Here is a 3,214-nt window from a genome sequence, read left to right as displayed (position 1 = left end):
CGACTGTTTGGGGTTGTATAGTCAAGTAATTAAGTGCATGTGGTGGATGCCTTGGCAGTCAGAGGCGATGAAAGACGTGATAGCCTGCGAAAAGCTCCGGGGAGGCGGCAAATATCCTGTGATCCGGAGATGTCTGAATGGGGAAACCCACTTACCATAAGGTAGGTATTGCAACATGAATACATAGTGTTGCAAGGCGAACGAGGGGAAGTGAAACATCTCAGTACCCTTAGGAAAAGAAATCAATTGAGATTCCCTCAGTAGCGGCGAGCGAAAGGGGAAGAGCCCATTAAGTCATATAAGTTCTAGTGGAACGCTCTGGGAAGTGCGACCGTAGACGGTGATAGTCCTGTACACGAAAGGGCTTATATGATGATGTCGAGTAGGGCGAGGCACGTGAAACCTTGTCTGAATATGGGGGGACCATCCTCCAAGGCTAAATACTCCTGACTGACCGATAGTGAACCAGTACCGTGAGGGAAAGGCGAAAAGAACCCCTGTGAGGGGAGTGAAATAGATCCTGAAACCGCATGCATACAAGCAGTGGGAGCCGGCTTAGTCCGGTGACTGCGTACCTTTTGTATAATGGGTCAGCGACTTATATTCAGTAGCGAGGTTAACCGCATAGGGGAGCCGTAGGGAAACCGAGTCTTAATAGGGCGTTTAGTTGCTGGGTATAGACCCGAAACCAGGTGATCTATCCATGAGCAGGTTGAAGGTTGGGTAACACTAACTGGAGGACCGAACCCACTGTCGTTGAAAAGCCAGGGGATGACTTGTGGATAGGGGTGAAAGGCTAATCAAACTTGGTGATAGCTGGTTCTCCCCGAAAGCTATTTAGGTAGCGCCTCGGACGAATACCATTGGGGGTAGAGCACTGTTTCGGCTAGGGGGTCATCCCGACTTACCAAACCGATGCAAACTCCGAATACCAATGAGTACTATCCGGGAGACAGACTGCGGGTGCTAACGTCCGTAGTCAAGAGGAAAACAATCCAGACCGCCAGCTAAGGCCCCAAAATTATAGTTAAGTGGGAAACGATGTGGGAAGGCATAGACAGCTAGGAGGTTGGCTTAGAAGCAGCCACCCTTTAAAGAAAGCGTAATAGCTCACTAGTCGAGTCGGCCTGCGCGGAAGATGTAACGGGGCTAAAACTATATGCCGAAGCTGCGGATGCATAATTTATTATGCGTGGTAGGGGAGCGTTCTGTAAGCCGATGAAGGTGGATTGAGAAGTCTGCTGGAGGTATCAGAAGTGCGAATGCTGACGTGAGTAACGACAATGCGAGTGAAAAACTCGCACGCTGAAAGACCAAGGGTTCCAGTCCAACGTTAATCGGGGCTGGGTGAGTCGACCCCTAAGGCGAGGCCGAGAGGCGTAGTCGATGGGAAATTGGTTAATATTCCAATACTTCTGTGTAATGCGATGAGAGGACGGAGAAGGTTAAGTCAGCCTGGCGTTGGTTGTCCAGGTGGAAGGTTGTAGGCATGTATCTTAGGCAAATCCGGGGTACTCTATGCTGAGAACTGATAGCAAGCTGTACTTGTACAGTGAAGTGGCTGATACCATGCTTCCAGGAAAAGTCTCTAAGCTTCAGTTACACAGGAATCGTACCCGAAACCGACACAGGTGGTCAGGTCGAGTAGACCAAAGCGCTTGAGAGAACTCTGCTGAAGGAACTAGGCAAAATGGTACCGTAACTTCGGGAGAAGGTACGCTGTTGTCTGTGATAGGACTTGCTCCTTGAGCGGCCGACAGCCTCAGAAACCAGGCCCCTGCAACTGTTTATTAAAAACATAGCACTCTGCAAACACGAAAGTGGACGTATAGGGTGTGATGCCTGCCCGGTGCTGGAAGGTTAATTGATGGGGTTAGCGTAAGCGAAGCTCTTGATCGAAGCCCCAGTAAACGGCGGCCGTAACTATAACGGTCCTAAGGTAGCGAAATTCCTTGTCGGGTAAGTTCCGACCTGCACGAATGGCATAATGATGGGGGCGCTGTCTCCAGCAGAGACTCAGTGAAATCGAATTCGCCGTGAAGATGCGGTGTACCCGCGGCTAGACGGAAAGACCCCGTGAACCTTTACTGCAGCTTGACATTGAACTTTGATCTTACTTGTGTAGGATAGGTGGGAGGCTTTGAAACCGAGACGCTAGTTTCGGTGGAGCCAATCTTGAAATACCACCCTGGTAATATTGAGGTTCTAACTCTGTCCCGTTATCCGGGACGAGGACCATGTCTGGTGGGTAGTTTGACTGGGGCGGTCTCCTCCTAAAGAGTAACGGAGGAGTACGAAGGTGCGCTCAGCGTGGTCGGAAATCACGCGTAGAGTATAAAGGCAAAAGCGCGCTTAACTGCGAGACCCACAAGTCGAGCAGGTACGAAAGTAGGTCTTAGTGATCCGGTGGTTCTGTATGGAAGGGCCATCGCTCAACGGATAAAAGGTACTCTGGGGATAACAGGCTGATACCGCCCAAGAGTTCATATCGACGGCGGTGTTTGGCACCTCGATGTCGGCTCATCTCATCCTGGGGCTGAAGCAGGTCCCAAGGGTATGGCTGTTCGCCATTTAAAGAGGTACGCGAGCTGGGTTTAGAACGTCGTGAGACAGTTCGGTCCCTATCTACCGTGGGCGTTGGAAATTTGAGAGGATCTGCTCCTAGTACGAGAGGACCAGAGTGGACGAACCTCTGGTGTACCGGTTGTCACGCCAGTGGCATCGCCGGGTAGCTATGTTCGGAAGGGATAACCGCTGAAAGCATCTAAGCGGGAAGCCTACCTCAAGATAAGATTTCCCCGAGACTTTATGTCTCCTAAAGAGCCGTTGAAGACTACGACGTTGATAGGTTGGATGTGGAAGCATAGTGATATGTGAAGCTGACCAATACTAATTGCTCGTGAGGCTTGACTATACAACACCCAAACAGTTGTTGTACGAACTTCGAAAGAAGTGAGGATCGATTGATTCGATATTAAGCAAAACAGCTTGATTTAGTGAACGCTAAAGAACAAAATACCCAACTCAGATATATCTGTTAATGAACGATGTTCAAAGCACTGCTTTGAACAGAGTGCAAGATTTGAAGAAAGCTAAGGCAACCATAAGACCTCAGTAAGTAATCATACCAGTTGTGCTGGCGACCATAGCAAGAGTGAACCACCTGATCCCTTCCCGAACTCAGAAGTGAAACCTCTTAGCGCTGATGGTAGTG

The 3,214-nt window shown here is 49.7% G+C and carries 2 rRNA genes; both read left to right on the top strand.

The features are described from left to right. The first annotated feature begins 19 nt into the window (after nucleotides 1-19). A 23S ribosomal RNA gene (locus tag ACNPNW_RS06055) occupies nucleotides 20-2,914 on the top strand. 221 nt (nucleotides 2,915-3,135) lie between these two features. Further along, nucleotides 3,136-3,214: ribosomal RNA gene (gene rrf, locus ACNPNW_RS06050) — 5S ribosomal RNA — on the top strand; the annotation flags it as partial.

The organism is Acinetobacter endophylla, from assembly GCF_053543775.1.
The sequence above is the reverse complement of the archived record's forward strand: the minus strand, read 5'-3'. Positions and strand labels throughout refer to the sequence as shown.